The 14,295-nt window shown below is 66.2% G+C and carries 12 protein-coding genes; 4 read left to right on the top strand and 8 right to left on the bottom strand.

Features of this window, described 5'->3' with window-relative positions; all coding sequences use genetic code 11:
- Positions 1-5: 5 nt before the first annotated feature.
- Together QX070_RS09605 and QX070_RS09600 are read right to left on the bottom strand one after the other, a co-directional pair.
- Complete coding sequence (locus tag QX070_RS09605) at positions 6-863, bottom strand: ABC transporter permease (protein ID WP_315736642.1); 858 nt, start codon at positions 861-863, stop codon at positions 6-8.
- Positions 860-1,918, bottom strand: a complete 1,059-nt coding sequence (locus QX070_RS09600) for an ABC transporter ATP-binding protein (protein WP_315736641.1) — start codon at positions 1,916-1,918, stop codon at positions 860-862. The genes QX070_RS09605 and QX070_RS09600 overlap by 4 nt, the downstream gene beginning before the upstream one ends.
- A 179-nt stretch (positions 1,919-2,097) precedes the next feature.
- Here QX070_RS09600 and QX070_RS09595 point away from each other — a divergent pair, with 179 nt between their 5' ends.
- Positions 2,098-2,928: an IclR family transcriptional regulator gene (locus QX070_RS09595; RefSeq protein ID WP_315736640.1), complete on the top strand. Its 831-nt coding sequence runs from the start codon at positions 2,098-2,100 to the stop codon at positions 2,926-2,928.
- Here QX070_RS09595 and QX070_RS09590 read toward each other — a convergent pair.
- From QX070_RS09590 to QX070_RS09565, 6 genes are all read right to left on the bottom strand, one after another.
- The gene (locus QX070_RS09590) at positions 2,921-3,934 is read right to left on the bottom strand and encodes a CobW family GTP-binding protein (protein ID WP_315736639.1); all 1,014 of its coding nucleotides are present in this window, start codon (positions 3,932-3,934) and stop codon (positions 2,921-2,923) included. The two genes, QX070_RS09595 and QX070_RS09590, sit on opposite strands and share 8 nt — an antisense overlap.
- A complete protein-coding gene (locus QX070_RS09585) occupies positions 3,931-5,553 on the bottom strand; it encodes an amidohydrolase family protein (protein ID WP_315736638.1) in 1,623 nt (540 codons plus the stop codon). Before QX070_RS09585 ends, QX070_RS09590 begins: the two co-directional genes overlap by 4 nt.
- A gap of 217 nt (positions 5,554-5,770) precedes the next feature.
- A complete protein-coding gene (locus QX070_RS09580; RefSeq protein ID WP_315736637.1) occupies positions 5,771-6,601 on the bottom strand; it encodes an ABC transporter permease in 831 nt (276 codons plus the stop codon).
- An 81-nt stretch (positions 6,602-6,682) separates the two neighbouring features.
- Positions 6,683-7,714 carry a PotD/PotF family extracellular solute-binding protein gene (locus QX070_RS09575; protein WP_315736636.1) on the bottom strand — a complete coding sequence of 344 codons (1,032 nt, stop codon included), beginning with the start codon at positions 7,712-7,714 and terminating at the stop codon, positions 6,683-6,685.
- Between the two features lie 31 nt (positions 7,715-7,745).
- Positions 7,746-8,810, bottom strand: a complete 1,065-nt coding sequence (locus QX070_RS09570; RefSeq protein WP_315736635.1) for an ABC transporter ATP-binding protein — start codon at positions 8,808-8,810, stop codon at positions 7,746-7,748.
- Complete coding sequence (locus QX070_RS09565; protein ID WP_315736634.1) at positions 8,810-9,634, bottom strand: ABC transporter permease; 825 nt, start codon at positions 9,632-9,634, stop codon at positions 8,810-8,812. The genes QX070_RS09570 and QX070_RS09565 overlap by 1 nt, the downstream gene beginning before the upstream one ends.
- Before the next feature lie 460 nt (positions 9,635-10,094).
- Between QX070_RS09565 and QX070_RS09560 the strand changes: the two genes are divergently transcribed.
- The 3 genes from QX070_RS09560 to QX070_RS09550 all read left to right on the top strand — a co-directional run bounded on the left by QX070_RS09560 (position 10,095) and on the right by QX070_RS09550 (position 14,240).
- The gene (locus QX070_RS09560; protein ID WP_315736633.1) at positions 10,095-10,985 is read left to right on the top strand and encodes an ABC transporter substrate-binding protein; all 891 of its coding nucleotides are present in this window, start codon (positions 10,095-10,097) and stop codon (positions 10,983-10,985) included.
- 329 nt (positions 10,986-11,314) lie between these two features.
- Positions 11,315-12,940, top strand: a complete 1,626-nt coding sequence (locus tag QX070_RS09555; protein ID WP_315736632.1) for an amino acid ABC transporter permease/ATP-binding protein — start codon at positions 11,315-11,317, stop codon at positions 12,938-12,940.
- Between the two features lie 58 nt (positions 12,941-12,998).
- Complete coding sequence (locus QX070_RS09550) at positions 12,999-14,240, top strand: acetamidase/formamidase family protein (RefSeq protein WP_315736631.1); 1,242 nt, start codon at positions 12,999-13,001, stop codon at positions 14,238-14,240.
- Positions 14,241-14,295 lie beyond the last annotated feature (55 nt).

Here is a 14,295-nt window from a genome sequence, read left to right as displayed (position 1 = left end):
GCCGCTCACCCCAGCGTCCGCCTGGCGCGCGCCTCGACCAAGCGCTGGTAGACAAGCATGATGACGAGATTGATGACGAGCACCAGGATCGCGATGGCCGCGCCGAGCGGCCAGTTCAGCTCGTGCATGTATTCGTCATAGACCAGCGTCGCCGCCATCTTCAGCCGACGGCCGCCGAGCAGCGCGGGGATTGCGAACGCGGACGCTGATAGTCCGAACACGACGAGGCACCCCGACAGCAGGCCCATCGTCACCTGTGGCAACACCACCCGGCGCAGCGCGGTGAAGCGCGAGGCGCCGAGCGTCCAGGCGGCGGCCTCGACCATCGGATCGAGCTTCTGCAGCGAGGTCCAGACCGGAATCACCATGAAGGGCAGCATCACATGCACGAGCGCGATGACGATGGCCGTCTCGGTGTAGAGGATCCTGACGGTGCCGAGGCCAACCGCGCGGAAAGCCTCGTTCACGAGGCCGGTGGGGCCGAGCAGCATGCTCCAGCCGAAGGCACGCACCACGACCGAGACCAGCAGCGGGCCGATGATCGCGAGCAGGAACGCCGAGCGCCAGGGCTCGCGCATGCGCGCCAGGATGTAGGCCTCGGGCGCACCGATCGCTGCGCAGACCAAGGTCGTCAGCGCCGCAAGCCGCAGGGTGCGCCAGAAGATATTGAGGAAGTAGCTGTCGGAGAGGATGGCGATGTAGTGCGTCAGCGTGGTCTCGTCCTTGACGCCGGTCGCGGCGTCATAGACGTGGAACGACAGGATCAGCGTGAGCGCCAGAGGCACGACGACCAATGCGGCGAACAGCAGCGCGCCCGGCGCCGCCAACAACCATGGTGTCGCACTGGCGCGCCCGCTGCTCATGCCGGTGACGCTCCGTCCGGCTTGGACGCGTGCGCGCTGGCGCTGCTCCAGGCGAGCCCGACCTGATCGCCCTCGCGCGCCGGCTCCCCGCCTGCATTGGGCAGGGAGACGCCGATCACCCCGGCCGGGGTCTCCACGGTGAAGAACCAGGCGCTGCCGAGGAAGAAACGCGCCTTGATGCGGCCGTCGAGCACGCCGGCGCCGGGAGCGGCCAGACCGATCTTCTCCGGCCGGATCGCCAGCACGGCAGCCGCGCCCTCGGCGAGACCAGCGCCCTCGCAAGGAAGCAGCGCATGGCCGCCGATCTCGACGCCATTGTTGCGCCAGATGCCGGACAGTCGGTTCATCTTGCCGACGAAGGAGGAGATGAAGGGCGTCGCGGGGCTCTCATAGAGACGATAGGGCGCATCGACCTGCATGATGCGCCCGTGCTCCATCACCACGACGCGGTCGCTCATCGACAGTGCCTCGCTCTGGTCGTGGGTCACCATGATCGTGGTGGTGCCGATGCGCTGCTGGATGCCGCGCAGCTCGAACTGCATCTCCTCGCGCAGCTTGGCGTCGAGATTGGACAAGGGCTCATCGAGCAGCAGCACCGGCGGATCGATCACGAGCGCCCGCGCCACCGCCACGCGCTGGCGCTGGCCGCCGGAGAGCTGGCGCGGATAGCGGTCGGCGAGCGATGCGAGCTGCACCAGCGCGAGCGCCTGTTTGACGCGCGCCTTGCGCTCGGCCCTGATCACCTTGCGCATTTCGAGTCCGAAGGCGATGTTCTGCGCCACGGTCATGTGCGGAAACAGCGCGTAGCTCTGGAACACGATGCCGAGCCCGCGGCGATCAGGCTTCTCATGGGTGATGTCGCGGCCATCGAGCGTGATGCGCCCGGACGTCGGCTCGACCAAGCCGGCGATCATCTGAAGCGTCGTGGTCTTGCCGCAGCCGGACGGACCGAGCAGCGAGATGAACTCGCCCTTGGCGACGCTGAGACTGACATCGCTGACCGCAGCGACATCGCCGTAGAGCCTCGTCAGACCGTCCAGCGTCAGGAAACCCATGCGTCCTCGCGCGGGAGGCTCCCTTCGCCATCGGCAGGGATTGCCGCCCTGGGGTTCTTTCATGCCGGGGAGCGAACCAGATGGTCAATCGTGAATTCCGATATCCTGAATTTATCTCTTTCGAATTTTGATATATGAAATCTTATCTTCAAACTGCGCGCTCTCATTCAATCAAACAGATGACTCCATCCGACACCGACTCTGCCTCCAGCCTTCGCCGGGCCCTGAAGCTGCTGCGCATTCTCGCCGAGGGCGACCCCGACGGGCTGCGGCTGAAGGACATCGCCGAGGTCGCGGGCTGCAGCCAGCCGACCGCGCACCGCATGCTGCAGGACCTCGCCGCGGAGGGTTTCGCCGAGCAGGTGGCCGGAAAGCGCTATCGCCTCGCGCTGGATTTCTACGTGCTTGCCGCGCGCGCCGGCCAGGCCAGCGGCCTGCGCGAGGCCGCGCGGCCGGCTTTGCTGCGGCTGTCGGCGACCCTGAGCGACACGATCTTCCTGCTGGTGCGCAACGGCTTCGATGCGGTCTGCCTCGACCGCGTCGAGGGTCCGTTTCCGATCCGCTCCTTCACCGGCGACATCGGCGGCAAGGTGCCGCTCGGACTCGGCCAGGGCAGCCTCGCCATTCTCGCCAACCTGCCCGAGGACGAGCAGGAGGCGGTGATCCGCTTCAACATCCCGCGCCTGCTCGATCGCGGCTTCCTCGACGAAGCCTCGCTGCGCAGTGCGCTGGCGCAGGCGCGCGCGCAGGGCTGGGTCAACACCAGCACCGGGCTCATTCCCGGCATGGCCGGCGTCGGCGTGCCTGTGCTGGACGCGCAGGGCCGCGCCGTCGCGGCGCTCAGTGTCGGCACGCTGGCCGAACGGCTGAACGCCGATCGCCTGCCGCATGTGGTCAAGATCCTGCAGGGCGAGGCGCAGGCGCTGGCCGGCAAGCTCAACCCGTTCGACGTGGCTCTGCGCTATCCGTCACGCAGTCTGAGCACGATCGGCGGCGCGCAATCTACGTGACCCACTCGGCGCGGATGCCGCGCGGCCGGGCTGCCGCGCTGTCCGGCTCGCGCCAGGAGAATGCGAACAGGCCCGACGGCTCGACCTGTTCGAGCTCATTGCGGACAATGTCGCGCGCGATCACGACGATGAAGGGCGCCGGCAGTTTTTCGGCCGTCAGTTGCCGCGGCGGCGCGAATATCGTGCCGACGCTTTCGACCAGCAGCGGCCGCGGCGCCTCGTGCACCTTCACGAGGCCCTTGACGCGCAGCAGCCGCTCGCCGAGCGCGCCGGCGACATTGTCGAGCCAACCGGAGAGATCGGCATAGGCGATCTCAGCCCGCGGGCGGACGAGGCAGAGCGCGAGGCGCGGATGCGCGGTTGCCAGATCGGGCGCGACCTCGCGTAGGGGCAACGCGGCTACGAGGGGTGCGAAGGCGGCCGAGACGATGGCTGCGCGATCAGCGCCGGCAACGACTTCCGCCACCGGGTTCAGCTGCGCGATCGCAACCGGCGCCTCAGTCAGCGCCTGCGGCGCAAGATCAGCCTTGGTCGCGACGATGCGATGCGCCGCCGCCCATTGCGCCGCAGCTTCCTCGAATGTCGCGACGGCGAGCCCTCGCGTCAGGTCATAGGTTGCGACGACCGCGACGCGCATCCGGTGCTCGGCCAGCGTCGCGAGCTGGCGCAGCACCGGGCCGGGCATCGCCAGGCCCGACGTCTCCAGGATGATCCGGCACAGGGGCGGCAGGCCGGCGGGGCGGGGCGCCATGATCAGGCGGTCGATGGTGAAGGCGAGATCGCTGCCGACCTGGCAGCACACGCAGCCATTCGACAGCATCGCCATCGGGACGTCGTCGCCGCTCTCGCGCAGCAGCACGCCGTCGAGCCCGATTTCGCCGGCCTCGTTGACGATCACGGCGGTGTCCGAGCCGGTCTCCACGCTCAGCACGTCGCGCAGCAGCGACGTCTTCCCCGAGCCGAGGAAGCCGGTCAGGACGAAGAAGTCGATTGCACCGGCGCTCATGGCGCCGCGGCGTCCTTGTCTTTATCCTTGGCGGCGTATTTCTCCGGCACGTCGCTCTCCCAGCTCGCCTTCACCAACTCGCGGACGTCGGCCAGCAATTCCTCGGTATCGTAGATGATGCCGTCCTTGATCGTGTATTTCAGGCCGCGATGCCACTCAACCGCGTTGGTGGCGTCGTTGAAGCGCATCGCGCCGGTGCCGTAGAGCAGCTTGAAATCGGTCAGCGGATTGTGGTCGTGCACAAGGATGTCGGCGCGCATGCCGATGTCGATCGTACCGATCTCGTTCTCGAGGCCGCACAGCGCCGCGCCCTGCGAGGTCGCCGAGCGGATCACCTCGAGCGGATGGAAGCCGGCCTCCTGCAACAGCTCGAGCTCGCGGACATAGCCGAAGCCGAAGATCTGGTAGATGAAGCCGGAATCCGAGCCGGTGCAGACCCGGCCGCCGCGGTTCTTGTATTCGTTGATGAACGCCATCCAGAGCCGGTAGTTCTCCTTCCACTCGATCTCGTTCTGGGTCGACCAGCGATACCAGTACGAGCCGTGGCCGCCGCGCTGCGGCGTGAAGTAGTCCCACATCGACTTCCAGGTGTACTCCTTGTGCCAATAGGCTTGGCGCGCCCGCATCAGGTCGCGGTTGGCGTCGTAGATCGTAAACGTCGGCACGAAGGTGAAGCCGATCTCCAGGAACTGCTCCAGCACCTCGTTCCACTTGGCCGAGCCGGGCTCGGCGCCCTGCCTGAACATCTGGCCCGACACCGAGAAGCGGAAATATTCGTCGGTGTAGTTGTAGTCGAGCGGGAAGTTCTGGATCACGCGATCCTCGAACAGCGCCTCCGGCAGGCCGTAATAATGCTCGGCGCTGGTCAGGCCCCATTTCGCCGTGGTCAGGGCGTTCATGCGCGACACCGCCATCTGGGCGTGATGGCAGCCGGTGCGCAAGCCGAGCGTCTTGCACTCGTCGAGCGCGGCCTCCATGATCGCCGGCGGCGCGCCGAAGAACTTGATGCCGTCGGCGCCGCGCTCCTTCACCGCACGCAGCCAAGTGCGGCCCTGCTCCGGCGTGTAGATGGTCTTGACCATGTCGTTGACGGCCGGGAAATAGGCGTAAGCCAGCAGCTGCGGCGAGGCGATGGTGTTGTCAGCCGCACGCTGCTTCTGGTCGAGCATCCACGACAGGCCGTTCATCGAGCCCATCTCGCGCACCGTGGTGACGCCGTGCGCAAGCCAGAGCTTGTAGACATAGTCGACCGGTGGCACCCAGCCATTGGCGGAGTGATAGGCGACGCCGGCATGGGCGTGGCAGTCGACGAAGCCCGGCGTCACCCATTTGCCGCGGCAGTCGATCTCGTGATCGGCGGGCTCGCCGGCGTTGCCGGCATAACCGTAGCCGACGACCTTCTTGATGCTGACGATGCGGCCATCCTCGACGATGATGTCGACCGGCCCGATCGGCGGCGCGCCGGTGCCGTCGATCACAATGGCGCTGCGCAGCGCCAGCCGCTTGAACGGCCCGATGCCGCGATCGCGCGACGTGGCCTTCGGCACGATCGGCGCCGCGCCCTTGTTCCGGATGAAGGCGAGCTCATCGCCCGGCAGCATCGTGGCTTGGTCGGTCATGAAGGCGTTTCCTCATTTTCGAAGCATAGGGTGGGCAAAGCGTAGCGTGCCCACCGTCCGTCCTTCTCTTGCAAGATGGTGGGCACGGCGCTCCGCGCCTTTGCCCACCCTACGAATGGTTTTTCCGTCATTGCGAGCGCAGCGAAGCAATCCAGGGACGACGAAGGAAGTCTGGATTGCTTCGTCGCTGCGCTCCTCGCAATGACGCCCAACGCCCTTATCCCGTCCTGTACCGCCGCGCGAACGCCACGCTGCCAAACACAGTGAAGGCCATGGTCACAGCGAGCAGCATGAAGGCGAGCGCGGCGCCCATCGGCCAGTTGTTGCCGCGCACGAACTGGTCGTACACCGCTGGCGCCATCATCTTGAATCGGGGGCCGCCGAGAAGCACCGCCGTTGCATAGGTGTTCATGCACAGAACGAACACCAGGATCGAGCCGGCGGCCACGCCGGGGCCGGACAGCGGCAGGATCACCCGCCAGAACACCCGCGCGCCCGAGGCGCCGAGATTGGCGGCGGCATATTCCAGGTCGCGGGGAATGCTTTCGATGACCGCCAAGAGCGTCAGGATCATGTAGGGCAGCACCACGGCGATGATACCGATGATCACGGCCTTGGTCGTGTACATGATCTCGAGCGGCGCGGAGATCAGGCCAAGCTTCATCAGGCTCGTATTCACGAGCCCGTCGCGGGCGAACAGCGCCATCCAGCCGGCCGAGCGCACCACGTTGCCGACCAGCAGCGGAAACAGGGTCGCGATCACGACCAGGCTCTTCCAGCGACTCTCCATGCGGCCGAGCCAATACGCCGCCGGAAACGCCAGGATCAGCGTGAGCAAGGTGCACAGCAGCGCGATGCCCAGCGTGGCCAGGATGATCTGCTGGTAGTACGGATCGGTCGCGGCCTTAATGTAGTTGTCCGGCGACAGCGCCTGCACCATCAATTGGGTCGGGCTGAACTGGTTGAGCGAGATCCGGAACATCAGGATCATCGGCCCGACCAGCAGCGCCAGGACCAGCAGACAGGCAGGAACGACCAGCAGCGCCATCGCGCGAGCTCCGATTGCAGATGAGCGGCGCATCAGCCGCATGCTCCTGCGGCCTGCGCCGCAGGAGCGGGAGTTCAAGACTTACGCCTTGAACTCCTTGTTCCAGAAGTCGAGCGTGCGCTGCGAGCGCCCTGCGGCATAGGCATAGTCCGGCTTCAGCAGGCGGGCGCGCTCAGCCTCGGTCAGGCTGACCTGCTTGGCGAGGTCCTCCGGCAGCACGGCGTCGGTGACGGTCGGGACGTAGCCCATCTTGTCGGCGAAGCCGCCTTGCGCCTTGGCGTCCAGCATCGCGTCGAGATAGGCGAAGCCGCCGGCCTTGTTCTTGGCGTTCTTCGGCACCGAGGCCTGGAACACGATCGCCGGCGTGCCCTCCTTCGGCACGACGTGGGCGAGCGGGATGCCGGACTTCTTCCACATGAAGCCGCGGGCGAGCCACATCGTGGTCAGCCACACCTCCTCCGACTTCAGCGCCGCCGCCAGCGCCTCGTTGGACGGATAGATCTTCACGTCGAGCGAGCGCCATTCCATCAGCTTCTTCTCGGCCGGATCGAGATTGCTGACGCCGCCACCGCCGGCGAGCGCCGCCGCCAGCGTGTTGTTGGGATAGAGGATGTCGGCGAGACCGATGCGGCCGCGCCATTTCGGATCCCACAGATCCGCGAAGGATTGCGGCGGCGTCTTCACCTGGTTGGTGTTGTAGAGGATCACCTGCGCCGAATAGATGTGCGGGATCGCGATCTCGCTCCGGAGCTCCGGGAACACCTTGTCCAGCCGCTTCACCTGCGCCGCATCGACCTTCTCGAACACATCCGATTGCGACACGATGTAGGCGTCGTTGTCGGACAGGCAGGCGACGTCCATCGAGCCGCGCCGGCTCTGCCGCTCGGCCAGCAGCTTGGTCTTGCGCGGATCGGCATTGGCGACGTCCTGCACGATCTCAAAACCCCTGGGCGTCATGATCGGCTTGTCGATGATATCGGAGAGCAACTGGCCGTAGTCGCCGCCCCAGGTGCCGACCACGACCTGTCCGCCCTCGGCGCGCGCAGAGGGCATGCCGGACGCCAGCGCGGCGACGCCGGCGCTGGCAGAGAGAAAGTGACGTCGCGAAATCATGGGAGAACCTCTTGCTGTGAATGGATGGTGTTTACGAAGCTGTCTGCGGCACGAGACGCGGGACCTTGCGGTCCCATTCCAGGGACACGGGATCGTTCGGTTTGAGTGTTGCCAGCGGCTCGCTCGCGTCGGGCGTTGGCCTGACGGCCACCAGCGTCTCGTCGCCGATCGCCACCACATATTCGCTCTGCGCGCCCATATAGGTGATCGCCAGCACGCGGCCGCGCACCTCGCCGGACTCACCGGCCACCACTGCAATGCGTTCAGGCCGCAGCGCGAAAGCATCGGCATCGTCGCGCTCGCCGCTGGCGACATCGACCGGTAGCAGCAGGCCGCCGTTGGTGCGGAACTGGCTCTCGTTCGCCCGCCGGCCCGCCACGATGTTGCAACGGCCGACGAAGTCGGCGACGAACGCATCCTTCGGCGAGTCGTACAGCTCCTGCGGCGTGCCGATCTGGCGGACGCGGCCGCCCTCCATCACCACGAGGCGGTCGGCCATGGTCAGCGCCTCCTCGCGGTCATGCGTCACCATCAGAGTGGTCAGGCCGAGCCGCTGCTGCAGCGCGCGGATCTCGAGCCGCACCTCGGCGCGCAGCTTGGCGTCGAGATTCGACAAGGGCTCGTCGAGCAGGAAGATGCGCGGATTGATCACCAGCGCACGCGCCAGCGCCACGCGCTGCTGCTGGCCGCCGGACAATTGCCGCGGCAGCCGGTCGGCGAGATGCGACAGCCGTACCAGCTTGAGCGCGTCGGCGACCTTGATCTTTCGCTCGACCGCGTTGAGGCCGCGCATCTCCAGGCCGAAGCCGACATTGTCGGCCGCGCTCATGTGCGGAAACAGCGCATAGGACTGGAACACCATGCCGGTGGCACGCTTGTAGGCCGGCAGATGCGTGACGTCCTCGCGGTCGAACAGCACGCGGCCGCTCGTGGGCGGCAGGAAGCCCGCGACCATGCGCAAGGTCGTCGTCTTGCCGCAACCGGAGGGCCCGAGCAGCGCGACCAGCTCGCCCTCGTTGACCGAGAGATCCAATCCTTCCACTCCGATGGAGGTGCCGAAGCGCTTGGTCAGCTTCTCGAGCGTGAGCTGCGCCATCACACCACCCGCGACAATTTGACGAAGCGATCGGTCACCACCATCAGCAGTCCGACCAGCGCGATCTGCACGGTGGCGACGGCGGCGAGCGTCGGATCGATGCGGAATTCGAGATAGTTCAGCATGGCAACAGGCAGCGTAATGCGGCCGGGACCGACCAGCAGCATCGACAGATCGAGATTTTCAAAACTCTGGATGAAGGAGAACATCGCGGCCGCAACGATCCCTGAGCGCATCATCGGCAGGGTGATGCGGCGGAACACCGTGAACGGGCTCGCACCAAGATTGGCGGCGGCCTCCTCGGCGGCACGGTCGAGCCCCTGCAGGCTGGCGACGACGAGCCGCACCGTCCAGGGAATCGCGAGCAGCGTATGCGCGGCCACGAGCCCTTCCGTCGTCGCCTTGATGTCGCGGTCGAGCAGATCCTCGGCGAGCACGTAGAACATGTAGAGGCCGGAGCCGGCGACCACGCCGGGCACCGCCAGCGGCGCCAGCAGGAACGAGCTCAGCGCCTGCCGGCCGCGGAACTCGCCGCGCACGATGGCCAGCGCCGCGGCGGTGCCGAGCGGCACGCCGATCGCCGTCGCGAGCAGCGCGACCTGGAAGCTCGTCACGAGGCCGCGCAGGAATTCGGGCTTGCTCAGCGCGTTGGCGTACCACTTCAGCGACAGGCCAGGCGGCGGGAAGCTCACGATCTCCTGCGCGAAGAAGCTGGTCACCACGATCATGATCACGGGCGCGAAGATGATTGCGTAGGCGACGACGATCAGTGTCCGCACTGCGAATTGGCCGAGTGATGGTTGTCCCGTAAAACGGAACAGCATTGCAGACACCTCAACAAACAGATCAGCAACTTGTGCGGCGGCATCGTAGTCGGCAGCTCCGCTGCCGCCAAGCCTGCGACACGAGTTATCGCAATGCACATACGCATGGGCGGAGCGACGCAGCGACGCCACGATCCTGACGCGTGACGTGGCGCCACCTCCATCTTGGCGCTAGCGCCGTGCGCACCTGCCCCGTCGCCGGCGTGACCGATTTTCGACTTTCGGAATCTTCGAGGACCGCACAGGCGGACTTGACGCGTGCGCGCCAGTCCGTCGCGGCGGCGCGGATTTGAGCAATGCGTGCTCAATTCTTGCACCGGCACGATCCAATATTTTGTGCGCCTACGGACAAGTCATCCGCGCAGGCTCGCACCTAAGCTTGCCGTCGAGCTTGGACCGGGGCGACGGCACCAATGCACCGCCGGACCAGCGCGACACATCGTTCGAAGGAGCTGGCAACATGCAGACGAGGCTATTCACTGGAGCGCGGCGCGCGTGGCTTGCCGCGCTCTGCGCCATCATTGCGACGGGACTTCTCGCGCCGATCGACGCACAGGCGGCGACGCCCGCAGGGTGCACGGCGCTCAAGGAGAAATATCCGGACTGGAAGGGCAAGACGCTCGTCAACGCCATCAATCCGCACACACCGGGCTACGAATCGATCGACCCGAAGGATCCGAGCAAATATGTCGGCTTCGACATCGACCTCGGCGAAGCCATCGGCGACTGCCTCGGCTTCAAGCTGACCTACAAGCCGGTGACGTTCGCCGCGCTGCTGACGACGCTGGCGAGCGGCCAGGCCGACATCGTCATCTCCGACATCTATGCCACCAAGGAGCGCGCCAAGGCCGCCGACTTCATCACCTACTCCAAGGTGTTCGACGGCGTGCTGGTCGCGAAGGGCAATCCGAAGGGCATCAACGGGATCAACATGACGATGTGCGGCGCGGCGGCTGCTGAGAACACCGGCTATGTCGAGGTGCCGCTGATCCAGGACCTCGCGCCGAAGTGCAAGGCCGAAGGCAAGCCGGAGCCGACGCTGCAGCTCTACGACAACAACGCCAATTGCATCCAGGCCATCCTCGCCGGTCGCGCCGACACCTATGTCAACGACGTCAACACGGTCGATCAGGCGGTGAAGGCTTATCCGGACAAGCTGGAGAAGGCGATCGCCGTGACCATCCCCTATTCGGTCGGCATCGCCGTGCCGAAGGACAAGCCGAAATTCCGCGACGCCGTGCTCGCCGCCCTGATCGAGGTGCAGAAGGAAGGCATCCATCAGGAGCTGCTGAAGAAGTGGCAGCTCGATCCCGCGAACTTCAAGGAGCCGGATATTTTGACGGCGGACTAAGAGCACCGCTCCGTTTGACGCGAGAGATAGCGGCGAAGACGGCGCGCTCCCCTCCCCCTTGCGGGGAGGGGGTGGGGGTGGGGGTGGGGGTCCACAGATGACGGTCTTTGCTGGGCACCCCCCTCCCCACCCCTCCCCCACAAGGGGGGAGGGAGCGCACCGGCTCCTCGGCGACACTCCAAGTTCAGCGGCTGACGTGTGCATGTGAGCCAACTTCGTAGGGTGGGCAAAGCGCAGCGTGCCCACCAACGCTGTTCCGAAACACCACGGTGGGCACGGCGCTTCGCGCCTTTGCCCACCCTACGGCACTCATCAGGCTGCAATCACCGATGTCCCTCTTCCTGCACTATCTCAGCATGCCGTATCTGCTCATGGGCATCGAGCTCACGCTGCAGGTCACCGCGCTCGGCCTGATCGGCGGACTGGTCCTCGGCCTCATCCTCGCCGGCATGCAGCTCAGCCGGTTCTGGCTGCTGGCCGCGATTGCGCGCGGCTATACCGTGATCTTCCGCGGCACGCCGCTGATCCTGCAGATGGTGTTCGCCTACGACGCGCTGCCGCATATCGGCATCAAGCTGCCGGCGGTGCTGGCGGCGGGCCTCGCGCTCGCCTGCAACGAGGCGCCGTTCATCGCCGAGATGCTGCGCTCCGGCGTGCTCGGCGTCGATCGCGGCCAGCTCCTGGCCGGCCAGGCGCTCGGCATGACGCCATCAGTGCTGATGCGCCGGATCATCGCGCCGCAGGCGATCCGCACCATGATCCCCGCCTTCGGCAACGAGGCGGTGAGCGCACTGAAGAACTCCTCGCTCGCCTCCGTCATCGCCGTGCAGGAATTGACCTTGCGCTCGACGCAGCTCGCCTCCTCCACCTTCGACTTCTTCTCGATCTTCTTCGCCTCGGGTCTCATCTATCTCCTGCTGACCGGCGCGATCAGCGTCATCCAGCTCGCGCTGGAATGGCTGCTCGATCTCGACCGCACGGCCAAACAACGCAAGCTGGCGGACTACCTGCCATGGCGCCGCGTCGATCCGGCGGCAAAGCTGGACCTTGCGAAGACCGCACCTACCGTCGAGGCCGCTCCGCCGGAGCCCGCCGAACTGAAAGAAACGCCGCCCCTCGCCCTGTCGATCGAGGATCGCGCCAGGCGCGCCGCGACCATCGCCCGCAACAACGTCGCGGTCGAGGTCAAGGAGCTGCGCAAGGCCTATGACGGCAACAGAGTGCTGGACGGGCTCGATCTCACGGTGCGCATCGGCGAGGTGATCGCGCTGCTCGGCCCCTCCGGCTCCGGCAAGAGCACCTTGCTCCGCTGCATCAATCATCTGGAGAACTGGGATGCAGGCGAGATTCGCGTCGGCGGCCGCAAGCTTGGCTTCGACGAGCAGGGGCGCAGGCTGACGCCGCGCGCGGTCGCCAACGAGCGCGCCAATGTCGGCGTCGGCATGGTGTTCCAGCAGTTCAACCTGTTTGGGCATCTCACGGCGAAGGAGAACGTCGCAGGTCCCCTGCGCTGGGTGCACGGCCTCGGCCGGTTCGAGGCCGACCGCCGCGCGGCCGAGTTGCTCGACCGCGTCGGCCTGTCGCATCGCGCCGATGCGCTGCCGCGGCATCTCTCCGGCGGCCAGCAGCAGCGCGTGGCGATTGCCCGCGCGCTGGCGCCGAACCCGAGCGTGCTGCTGCTGGACGAGCCGACCTCCGCGCTCGATCCCGAGTTGGTCAACGAGGTGCTGGAGGTGATCCGCCGCCTCGCCGTCGACGACGGTCTGACCATGATCATCTCGACGCATCAGGTCCGCTTCGCCGACGAGGTCGCCGACCGCGTCGCCTTCCTCAATGGCGGCGTCATCCTCGAAGACGGACCGGCCCATGAGGTGCTGACCAACCCGCGCCACCCGCTGACCGCGCGCTTCCTCTCGGTGATGGAGGCAGAGCGGCCGAAGGATGCGGTCGCATGAGTTCATCCTTCACGTCAACATCAACGATCTCGCGTCCGATCTTTCATGAGGCCCTTGCATGAAGCACCATCTGCTGCCGGTGTCCCCGAAGACCATCCATTGGGGGTATTTTTCCAAGGTGGTGACACCGGCTCTCACCTTGCGCTCCGGCGATCGCGCCACGATCGAGACGCTGACCCATCACGCCAATGACGACTATGAGCGCATGATCAAGGACGATCCCGGCGCCGAGAGCGTGTTCAAGTGGACCAGAGAGCACAAGGCGGTGGCGCGGCGCGGCTCGGGGCCGACCGAAGGGCCGTTCATCCGCGGCTCCGGCGAGGGCGTCGGCGTGCATCTGCTGACCGGCCCGGTCGCCATCGAAGGCGCCGAGCCCGGCGACGTGCTGGAGGTGCGCATCCTCGACATCAAGCCGCGGCCGAGCCGGTGCGGCTGCCATGTCGGCAAGTGCTTCGGCTCCAACGCCGCCGCCAATTGGGGCTTCCACTATCACGACCTGATCGAGGAACCGAAGCCGCGCGAGGTCATCACCATCTTCGAGATCGACACATCGGGCGAGCCGTTCGCCAAGGCGGTCTACAACTATGTCTGGACGCCGCAGACCGATCCCGACGGCATCGTGCATCCGACCATCGACTATCCCGGCGTGCCGGTCGACCACAGCACGATCAGGAAGCGCGAGAACATTTTGCCGAATATCAAGGTACCGGCGCGCCTGCATTTCGGCACCATGGGGCTCGCGCCATCGGAAGCCGACTATGTCTCCTCGATCCCGCCGAGCTACACCGGCGGCAACATCGACGACTGGCGCATCGGCAAGGGCGCGCGGATGTACTATCCGGTCGCCGTGCCCGGCGCGTATTTCTCGGTCGGCGATCCCCATGCCGCGCAAGGCGATAGCGAGCTCGGCGGCACCGCAATCGAGACCTCGCTGACCGGCGACTTCGAGTTCATCCTCCACAAGAAGAGCGACCTTGGCGGCACCCAGCTCGAAGGACTGACCCATCCGCTGCTGGAGACCGACCAGGCGTGGTCGGTGTACGGCTTCACCTATCCGAACTATCTCGCCGAGCTCGGCGCCAACGCGCAGACCGAGATCGCCAGCCACTCCAGCCTCGACCGCGCGATGCGCGACGCCTTCCGCAAGCTGCGGCGATTCCTGATGACCGTGCATCATCTCAGCGAGGACGAGGCGATCTCGCTGTTGTCGGTCGGCGCCGACTTTGGCGTCACCCAGGTGGTGGATGCCAATTGGGGCGTCCACGGCACGATCCGGAAGAACGTGTTCCGGTGTGAGTGATGTCGACGTTGGTCATAAAAGCCGTCGCGCAGAGGGCAGTGCGCTCCCTCCCCCC

Source organism: Bradyrhizobium sp. SZCCHNR1093, from assembly GCF_032381175.1.
Taxonomy (GTDB): domain Bacteria; phylum Pseudomonadota; class Alphaproteobacteria; order Rhizobiales; family Xanthobacteraceae; genus Bradyrhizobium.
The sequence above is the reverse complement of the archived record's forward strand: the minus strand, read 5'-3'. Positions and strand labels throughout refer to the sequence as shown.

Bases quoted from the DNA above. Each gene is read 5' to 3' on its own strand.
- QX070_RS09605 (WP_315736642.1), bottom strand. From the start codon at position 863: ATGAGCAGCGGGCGCGCCAGTGCGACACCATGGTTGTTGGCGGCGCCG.
- QX070_RS09600 (WP_315736641.1), bottom strand. From the start codon at position 1,918: ATGGGTTTCCTGACGCTGGACGGTCTGACGAGGCTCTACGGCGATGTC.
- QX070_RS09595 (WP_315736640.1), top strand. From the start codon at position 2,098: ATGACTCCATCCGACACCGACTCTGCCTCCAGCCTTCGCCGGGCCCTG.
- QX070_RS09590 (WP_315736639.1), bottom strand. From the start codon at position 3,934: ATGAGCGCCGGTGCAATCGACTTCTTCGTCCTGACCGGCTTCCTCGGC.
- QX070_RS09585 (WP_315736638.1), bottom strand. From the start codon at position 5,553: ATGACCGACCAAGCCACGATGCTGCCGGGCGATGAGCTCGCCTTCATC.
- QX070_RS09580 (WP_315736637.1), bottom strand. From the start codon at position 6,601: ATGGCGCTGCTGGTCGTTCCTGCCTGTCTGCTGGTCCTGGCGCTGCTG.
- QX070_RS09575 (WP_315736636.1), bottom strand. From the start codon at position 7,714: ATGATTTCGCGACGTCACTTTCTCTCTGCCAGCGCCGGCGTCGCCGCG.
- QX070_RS09570 (WP_315736635.1), bottom strand. From the start codon at position 8,810: ATGGCGCAGCTCACGCTCGAGAAGCTGACCAAGCGCTTCGGCACCTCC.
- QX070_RS09565 (WP_315736634.1), bottom strand. From the start codon at position 9,634: ATGCTGTTCCGTTTTACGGGACAACCATCACTCGGCCAATTCGCAGTG.
- QX070_RS09560 (WP_315736633.1), top strand. From the start codon at position 10,095: ATGCAGACGAGGCTATTCACTGGAGCGCGGCGCGCGTGGCTTGCCGCG.
- QX070_RS09555 (WP_315736632.1), top strand. From the start codon at position 11,315: ATGTCCCTCTTCCTGCACTATCTCAGCATGCCGTATCTGCTCATGGGC.
- QX070_RS09550 (WP_315736631.1), top strand. From the start codon at position 12,999: ATGAAGCACCATCTGCTGCCGGTGTCCCCGAAGACCATCCATTGGGGG.